This is a genomic window from Bacteroides sp. AM23-12 (genome assembly GCF_003434395.1).
GTDB lineage: Bacteria > Bacteroidota > Bacteroidia > Bacteroidales > Bacteroidaceae > Bacteroides > Bacteroides thetaiotaomicron.
The window spans coordinates 185,708-192,816 of the sequence record NZ_QTLF01000007.1 but is presented as its reverse complement, the minus strand read 5'-3'; the positions used below and the strand labels follow the sequence as shown (position 1 = coordinate 192,816).

Annotated in this window: 6 protein-coding genes; all 6 read right to left on the bottom strand. The window is 44.7% G+C overall.

Annotated features, from left to right (window positions below; all coding sequences use genetic code 11):
* Positions 1-732 (bottom strand): hypothetical protein (locus tag DW640_RS09820; RefSeq protein ID WP_117577972.1); only part of this gene is annotated, 732 nt, incomplete at its 3' end.
* 96 nt (positions 733-828) lie between these two features.
* Positions 829-1,461: an outer membrane beta-barrel protein gene (locus DW640_RS09815; RefSeq protein ID WP_008762074.1), complete on the bottom strand. Its 633-nt coding sequence runs from the start codon at positions 1,459-1,461 to the stop codon at positions 829-831.
* Positions 1,462-1,483: 22 nt separating this feature from the next.
* On the bottom strand, positions 1,484-1,969 hold the full coding sequence (locus DW640_RS23720; RefSeq protein WP_008762073.1) for a hypothetical protein: 486 nt from the start codon (positions 1,967-1,969) through the stop codon (positions 1,484-1,486).
* Between the two features lie 98 nt (positions 1,970-2,067).
* Entirely contained in the window at positions 2,068-2,298 is a 231-nt protein-coding gene (locus DW640_RS23715) for a hypothetical protein (RefSeq protein WP_199610310.1), read from the bottom strand.
* A gap of 476 nt (positions 2,299-2,774) precedes the next feature.
* On the bottom strand, positions 2,775-3,782 hold the full coding sequence (locus DW640_RS09790; RefSeq protein WP_008765453.1) for an aldo/keto reductase: 1,008 nt from the start codon (positions 3,780-3,782) through the stop codon (positions 2,775-2,777).
* 213 nt (positions 3,783-3,995) lie between these two features.
* On the bottom strand, positions 3,996-7,001 hold the full coding sequence (locus DW640_RS09785) for a DUF4982 domain-containing protein (RefSeq protein ID WP_117577970.1): 3,006 nt from the start codon (positions 6,999-7,001) through the stop codon (positions 3,996-3,998).
* Positions 7,002-7,109: the final 108 nt, after the last annotated feature.

Sequence of the window (7,109 nt, the reverse complement as noted above, 5' to 3'; positions counted from 1 at the left end):
CACGGCTTTTGTGCCAAGCTTCTTACTTATTGGCTTAACAAGTATCAGATAGAAAGAGCTGGAATACATCCATTGCACTTCACCATTTGATTCTGAGATTGTTTGTGGTTTGCCAAAAGCCAGCAGGCATTCATCTTCTGTCATCCCCTTTACCGGTTTGCCGATATTTATTTCATTCCAATGGGTGATAGGAGAAAGCTGGTTTGTGCTGACAAAATCAAACAGTTTGTTCAGCATCTGCGATTCTATTTGCACAAAGTCATCCATGGTTTCCTGGTGAGAAGGCTTCTTCTCAGGTTGTAGTTTTTCCATCGGAGTGACTTTCTTCATTATAACCACCGATGATTCTATCTGAATATTGGAAAGATAATAGACCAGCTTCCCATCTTTTACCTGAAATTGGGCCGTACAATAGTACGTATTCTTTTGTTTGGCATCCGCCTGGGAAGTAAGCACCAGGTTACAACTAAAACTCTTGGCAGGAATGCTTACTTCTGTTATTCCGTCACGCTGTGCAGAGCAAACGTTTTTAATAGTCCACAACAGAGCATTAGCATAAATACTTTCATCGATCATCGGACTGAAAGGAATAAATCCGTTGACTACATATTTGCTGCCGTCCGCACTGAGCGGATAAGTATTCTTTTGTTCAGTAAAAGTTTGTGCAATCAAAGAGGGCAGTACTCCACCCAATAAAAATACAATTACCCAAAGTCTCAGTCTTGTTATCATACGCCGCTATGTTTAAGAAAACAGCATTCACGTCTTTTCCATCAAAAGAAAAGAGCGCAAATGCTGAAATTTATATGATTAAAATATGTGTCTCAATTAGAAAGCAATCCCCAGACGGATCATAAAGTTACTAGTCTTGATTCCATCGAGATCGGAAAATACGTCAATGAATCCACGCTGATAAGTGAAATCCAGATTGAAACGGTCATACCACAGTCCTACGCCAATATTCATACCGGCATCGAAATGATTGTAATCCACTTCCAGATAATCTGCAAAATCTCCCCAGCTGATGCTTTCACCACTTTCTTTCATTTTGCTGGTATAGTCATAACTGGCAAAAACACCCAGATGCGGATCGATGCTAAGATTGTCCGCTACTCCAATTTTCCATCCGAAAGTGAACGGTGAATATTGAATATTGTGTGCGATACATTTCATTTCATCGGCTTTAAACCCACGGGAACCGAGGCCGAATTCCATTCCCCAATATGCTCCGGCACCGCCCATAGGCTTTTGATAGCCGAATGTAGCATTGTAGCCAATGTTTGAATCCGCTTCAACTCCGTCACCGTTGAGGTTCATGATGTTCAGGCCTGCACGCAGGAACCATTGTGTGTTACTCGCTTGCTTTTGAGTCTTGACGATTGCACTTCTGGATGATACAATCTGTGCCTGTGTTCCTACGCACAACAAAAGCGCAGCAACAATTGATAATACTTTTTTCATTATTGTCTATGTTTTTTGGTTATTAATTCTTGTTCTTTATGACAGGTGCTATTTTGGTTCTATCATCGGCACCCGAAAGTTTCTGGATACGTATCCATTCGTAATCTTCTGTCGTGGCAGTATGCCAGTTGGTGAACACGCCCGGATAACCTACGACCGTAACCGTATATCCTCCCGACTTTTCATCATCCTCTATCTTAAAAGTGGCTCCCATGATTACATCACAATCGTTCTTGATAGTGGACAAATAAGTTCCCCATGCACGGATGTTATCAAGCTCACCCTTCATGGCAACTTCCACCTCTTCTCTGCTCAGTGTCCATACATCCTTTATTCGTCCTTTCTCTTCAAGAATTTTCACCTCTACAACTGTAGGCTTTACACAAACTTCGGTTACTGCATCTCCGGCACGTGCCTGCGCATCACGAAACTTAAAGACAGTCTTTTGCGCATACGTCCCAATGACACAACCGAAAACCAGCATCATAATTAGAATCAGCTTTTTCATATTCTTTTGTGATTTTATGTTAATATGCCGCAAAGGTATGCGAAAGGAGTATACCAGCAGGAGAAATCATAGTTCCGGATAGGATACAGAAATGTATCTTATTTGGATACACATGAAGAAGTACCGATACGGATGTTATCGGATAAATCGCGGAAGAAATCATGATCGAGTATGCACGAAATGCGCCAAAGAAGATGGATGTTGATATTTTCCTTCTTGAATATCTTGTATATATTGGGACGTGTACAGCATAACTGTCCGGCGAACCAGGTAACTGTGCGTCCCTGTTCGTGAAGCGTACGTTCGATAAGCTGTCCCGCATGAATCATGCCCAATCTTCCTATGAGTGTCCCCCTGACTCCCACCGGGTAAACGGATAAATGTAAGATGAAAGGAATATATAAAAAAGCGTGGGAATCTTACCTTCGTCCGTTCCATGTTCAAGGCCTTCGCAATGCCCACCACCGAGAACGAACAACGCAGAAAGCCCACGCCGATATGTACAACACCCGTAACCTCCCTTTGTTTTCTCAAAAAGAGGCACGGATGTATATAAATACACATCAGGAGGACGTCTTAGTTGCTATTCGTCATTCCGGTGGTCAAAGTTTGCGAAGTTCTGAAACACGAAAGACAAACGCTTGTAAACGTCTTCTCTATATACACGGCTCCCCCACCACCCGGAGGCTTTCTGCGGAAGAGTCCGTTGCAAATGTATAAAAAAATAAGTTTGGTGCGCCAATTATGATTAATAATCTTTTAATCACTCTCAGCAAATGACAGTCCAATTACCCCAATAGAGCCATCAGACTTTACACAAAATTCGTTCTATCCCGTTTAATTCTTCAGCAGTAAATTCCAACTGGTTTAAAGCCTGCAAATTGTCTGCCAGCTGATTCACTGAGCTCGCTCCTACTATGACCGATGTCATCCGTTCGTCTCTCAGCACCCATGCCAAAGCCATTTCTGCCAGCGTCTGTCCACGGTGACGGGCGATTTCATTCAATTGTCGGGCAGCCTCCACCTTTTCAGGCGTCACTTGCGAACGTTGCAGAAAAGTGGAAGGACGTGCCGCGCGTGAGCCTTCGGGGATGCCATTCAGATATTTATCCGTCAGTAATCCTTGCGCCAAAGGGGAAAAGGCGATAAAGCCGGAACCGTATTCGGCAGCCAAAGGAAGGCTTTCAGCCTCAACTGCACGGTCGAACATACTATAACGATACTGGCTGATAAGACAAGGAACGCCTGCTTTTGCCATCATTTCATAAGCAATCCGCGCTTGCAGAGGAGGATATTTTGAGATTCCGATATACAGAGCTTTTCCTTGCTTTACAATATCAATCAACGTTTGAATGGTTTCTTCTACCGGAGTGACTCCGTCATAGCGATGACTATAGAAGATATCAAAATACTCCAGCCCTGTCCGGCGCAGACTCTGATCGATGCTTGCCATCAGGTTTTTGCGGGAACTGTTACCGCCATAAGGTCCTGCCCACATATCATGTCCGGCTTTGGAGGAGATTATCATCTCATCCCGGTATCCCTGGAAGTTTTCTTTGAGAATCCGTCCGAAATTAGTTTCGGCACTTCCCGGCACAGGGCCATAGTTATTAGCAAGATCGAAATGGGTGATGCCATGGTCGAAGGCATATTTAATCATGTCGGTCGCTACACTAAAGTTATCTACACTACCGAAGTTATGCCACAATCCTAAAGAGATGAGAGGCAGTTGCAAGCCACTCTTGCCACAGTATTTATATTGCATGCGATCGTAGCGATCAGTAGCCGGCTGATTATTCAATGGGTAATCCATAAGGTTCAATGTTTTTTCGTTATTGCAAAGAAAGAGAAAATATTTTAATAATGTTCCATCTTATTGCTAAATTCAAAGGTTGAAATCAAGGAACAACGTCCTTCAGTCTGCCAGTAAAGAAGACACATTCTGATCAAAAAAGACAGATGATGTCACTATACTGACAGTACGATGGACGGTCCTTGGAAAACCAATCATACAAACCCTAAAAAACTATTTCAACAAGTTCTCCTTGAACTCTATTTCTACAATACGCAATTCATGGCCGGTCTTGTCCCCATCCTTCGCTTTAAACAAATCCAGTTCATTGGCAACGGGGGCGGCAACTTCCACTATTTGTCCAAAGGCATCTCCTTCTTTGCTTGTACCTTTCAGCCGGATGGTAATTTCATTGGTCAGTGCCGGTTTTACATCCAAGTGGACGTATCCCAGACTCTTATCCGTATCTCCGCTCCATATCAGTTCTTTGCCTGCATATATCTCCAGCGGATAACTGCGCATACGCCATCCGGTCAGTTTCATACAAACTTCATCCACCCGTGCGGCACGTTCCAACTTATAGGTAATCCATGCGGTAGCTGCTTTCCCGTCATTCCGCCATTCGCTCAGTTCATTATCATCGAAACTGTTGACTGTACTCTCATTATTGGCTCCGGCAATGGCGGAAACGATACCGACATCCACTTTTGAGACCTTGTATGAAGGAGTCTGCGGAGTCTCGCCACGAGTCAGCCTGCCTTCCAGTTCATCACCGGGGATATAGCTACTCAAACCGTTTTTCACTTCGACAGGTGAGGAAGTAAGGCTGATTTCTGCCGGCTTCAATCCGTCGGCCTTCGCTGTGATACGGACGTTTCCGGCAGTAGTGAGCGAACGGATCAAAGCACGATTGATACCGCATTCTACCGGCAAGTCTTTTGAAAGGATATAATTATTTTCTCCTTGTGCGATGCCGCCACGCCATTCGGCAGGTCCTTCTACTTCAAAGTGTATCAAGTCATTTGCCAGCGGGCAACGGTTGCCGTCTTTATCCATGACTTCTACCTGAAACAGTACCATATCCGCACCATCCGCTTTCCATCCTTCGGGACTCTGGATGAAGCTCAATTGAATCTGTTCCGGCTTGCCGGCAGTCTGCAACTGAGTACGGCAACATTCTTTTCCTTTTTCGTCGTATCCTACGGCCTCCAGTCTGCCCGGTACGAAAGCGATATCTTTGAAGGTATACAGAAAATGATAATCCCGTTCACCATTGCCCAAAGACTTACCATTCAGAAATAATTCTACTTTATCGGCACTCGATACGACATATACCGGTTTCAGTACCGTATCATTATAATTCCAATGACCGACGATATAGATGCGAGGACATTCCGTATCTACCCAGCCGTCCCACATCACCTGATGTGCAAAGAAAGGATCTTTAGGAATACGCATGGCGTCAGCTACTCCGCTACGACGATAATTTTCTACTCCGCGATAGTGCGTATTGGTATCGGAGAAGATAATCTTCACGCCACCCGAACTTACACGATCACCCGTTCCCGGACGTTCACGCCAGTAATCGAACCAGCGAATGATATTTTCGATGGTAAAGGAATCCTGATTACGGTTGTAGACACGGGCATCCACTTTCTTCTGTACTTTGTTGGTAACGGTGGACTTATAAGAATTGCTGCCGTCTCCATCCTTGTGATAAGGATAGGAATAATCATCCCAGTATTTGCGCAATCCCTCGTCACGGCAATACTCCATTGCCCACATCGGATGATGCGCACTCTTATTGATATACAGCATTTCGCCTCCATATTCCGCTTCGCGGATGTCCAGCATTTCACGGGAACCGATTGCACGGCCGCCGTGAGGATCGTACAAATCACGTATCACTTTCATCTCAATCATGTGTTCACGACTGATGGACTCATTGCCGCATTCATAAAATAAGATACTCGGATTATTACGGTTATAGATGATGGCGTCGCGCATCAATTCCGTACGCTGTTCCCACTGACGTCCTTCACAATCTTTTTCGGCATCTCCCGCCTGCATAGCCTGAATCAATCCCACACGGTCGCACGACTCGATATCCTGTTTCCACGGAGTGACATGCATCCAACGCACGAGGTTCGCATTGCCCTCCACCATCAGATGATTGCTATAATCGCTCAGCCAGGCAGGTACGCTCATCCCGACTCCCGGCCATTCATTGCTTGTCCGCTGGGCAAAGCCCTTCATCTGAATGACACGGTCATTCAGCCAGATCATTCCTTTACCGAAGCGCGTTTTACGGAATCCGGTGCGGGTGGCAACTTCGTCCACTTTCCTGCCATCTACCCACAGGCTTGTCTTTACTGTATACAGATAGCCATATCCCCAGCTCCAGAAATGCAGGTTATCCACTTCGGATGCCGCTTTCAGCGTGATTGTTTCACCCGGTTTCACTACCGCCTTTGTTCCTTCGAATGTTTGGATCGATGTACCATCACGGTCTATCAGTTCTACTTGATAGGAAACCTGCTTATCACGGTTATATTCGTTTCTGATTTCAGATTCCGCATGAATAATGGCCTTGCGCGATTTCACACGGATGTCTTCGGCATAGATGTAGACTCCGGTCGTTTTGAGATTACTATATAAAGGTAAAGTCTGATACAGACGGTCGGTGACGTGCAGCCATACATTTTTGGGGATACCGCCATAATTGGCATTAAAGTTCTTATTGCTCCACTGGTATTTCGTGCCCGTCGCCCGTTCTTTATAATTCCAGTCATTGTCGATGCGGACTGCGATTACATTTTCCTGTCCGTACTTAATATAAGGAGTCAGATCAAAACCGACAGCCATGACACCATTCTCGTGCAGGCCGACATTCTGACCATTTATATAGAAATCCGCCCCTTGACGGACTCCTTCAAACTCTACAAAAACTTTCTTATTCTTGCTGTTGGCAGGCAGACGGAAATGTTTCCGATACCACATAATCGTATCGGTCAGTTCATCAATGCTCAGGCGGAAAGCCTCATCTTCATTGAAGGCATGCGGTAAAGTCACTTTCTTCCACTCCGAATCAGAAAAACGCGGCTGCTTTGCCTCGGGAACATCACCCACATAAAGCAACCAGTCTGAATTGAAATTATATTTATTACGGACATCGGACGATGTCACGAACTGGCTTATTCCAATAAAAGCCAAAAAGAAAAAGAGGATTCTATGTCTCATAGTATGTCTATTTATCTGTTCGTGGCAAAGCTAGCGCAAAATACCACACACGTCCATAGACTAAAATACAGATTACATAGAGATTTGTTCACAACTGTTTAAAAATGA